Source organism: Streptomyces olivochromogenes (assembly GCF_001514115.1).
Classification (GTDB): Bacteria; Actinomycetota; Actinomycetes; order Streptomycetales; family Streptomycetaceae; genus Streptomyces; species Streptomyces olivochromogenes.
Map to the genome: position 1 here is coordinate 1 of NZ_KQ948524.1, position 1648 is coordinate 1648.

The window sequence follows — 1648 nt, forward strand, 5'->3', positions numbered from 1 at the left end:
TTGAGACGCCATCCGCTTATCGATCAGGGGGATGGCTTGGTCGAACAGGGTTCCTGATCGGGTGATCGCGTGAGGGCCGGCGCATGGCAGCAGGGCCTCTTGGTAGTTCGGGGGTGCGATCCCAACCGAGTACCAGGAGGCCCTGTTGTCGCAGTCTGTCGCGTCCGCGTGTGTGGAGTCCAACTCGCTTCCACCGTCGTGTGACTGCCTCGCGCACAGGTTCGGCAACGCGGCGGACGGGCCGGAGCGCACCCCGAGTTATGTCTCCGACATGACGGAGGCGGAGTGGCGGGTCGTCCGGCCGTTGCTGCCCATTCCGGCCTGGCTGGAGGGGCGGGGCGGGCGGCCGGAGGGCTATTGCCACCGTGTGATGCTCGACGCGGTGCGCTATGTCGTGGACAACGGCGTGAAGTGGGCCAACCTGCCCGCGGACTTCCCGCCGTATCGGCGCGTGCATGCCTTCGCCCGCCGCTGGCAGGTGACGGGTCTGCTCGCCGAGCTCCACGACCGGCTGCGCGACCGCGTCCGCCGGAAGGAGGGCCGCTTGCCGGACCCGACGGCCGCCATCGTGGACTCGCAGTCGGTGCGGGCAGCGACGAACATCCCGCGCCCGACGTCCGGCTGGGACGGCGGGAAGAAGGTCGGCGGCCGCAAGAGGCACCTGGTGGTGGACTGCCTCGGCCTGGTCCTGGCCGTCGCGGTGACCCCGGCAAGCGTCCAGGACCGCGACGCCGCCGTCGGGCTGCTGGAGTGGCTGCGAGGGCAATACTTCTCCACCCGCCTGGTGTGGGCGGACGGCGGCTATGCCGGCCGGCTCGTCGACTGGGCCCAGGACAAGCTCCAACTCACCCTGGACATCGTCCGGCGCACCGATGACACGACGGGGTTCGTGGTGCTGCCGCGCAGGTGGGTGGTGGAAAGAACGCTGAGCTGGCTGATGCGCTCGCGTCGCCTGGTGCGCGACTACGAGACCCTGCCCGCCATGCACGAAGCCATGGTGCTGTGGTCGATGACCATGCTCATGAGCAGCCGCCTGGCCGGACGCCGCCCCGCAGCATTCAGACGGTCGGCATCACGAGCGCGGTGAACACTCCCGGCCGCATCTGCAGGGCCCATCCCCGCTCCACCAGACGTTTCGCCTTCGACCGCAGCCCCTCCACCTTCGCCGGGACCGCTTCAAGCCCCAGGGCCGCGGCCAGCTGCTGACAGCGCATGCCCTCCCGGCCCGCTTCGGACTCCAGGACCGACAAGATCCGCTGGTAATCCGGCGCGAGGGTCTGCGCCGCCATGCCCGTCTCCCGCCGGGGCACCGTCGAACCCGCCACCGCGCTTCCCGCGGGCTCCGTGACCACGGAAGGCGGCCCGGCCAGCACCTCGGCCACTGTCACCCGGGCATCCACCAGCCGCTGAAGCGCGCGTTCGGCGTCGCCGAGCGCGGCCTGCACCCGCTCGGCCTCCTCCCGCAGCCCCGCGATCTCTTCCCGGACCTTCTTCTCCCGGGCCTCCAGCAAACCGAGCACCGACGGCACCAGCCACCTCCACGAGCGAGACGAGCGGACGAACCACGCCCATCTCTCCCGCCACGAAAGGGAGTTCATGCCCACCCACCCGAACTAAACGATCACGTTCGGAAAGCGGATGGCGTCTT

At 70.1% G+C, this 1648-nt stretch carries 2 protein-coding genes; one reads left to right on the plus strand and one right to left on the minus strand.

Annotation, left to right across the window (positions count from 1 at the left end):
• Positions 1-145: 145 nt before the first annotated feature.
• The gene (locus tag AQJ27_RS51350; RefSeq protein ID WP_067385990.1) at positions 146-1087 is read left to right on the plus strand and encodes an IS5 family transposase; all 942 of its coding nucleotides are present in this window, start codon (positions 146-148) and stop codon (positions 1085-1087) included.
• Here AQJ27_RS51350 and AQJ27_RS51355 read toward each other — a convergent pair.
• Positions 1059-1529: a hypothetical protein gene (locus tag AQJ27_RS51355; RefSeq protein WP_067385992.1), complete on the minus strand. Its 471-nt coding sequence runs from the start codon at positions 1527-1529 to the stop codon at positions 1059-1061. The two genes, AQJ27_RS51350 and AQJ27_RS51355, sit on opposite strands and share 29 nt — an antisense overlap.
• Positions 1530-1648: the final 119 nt, after the last annotated feature.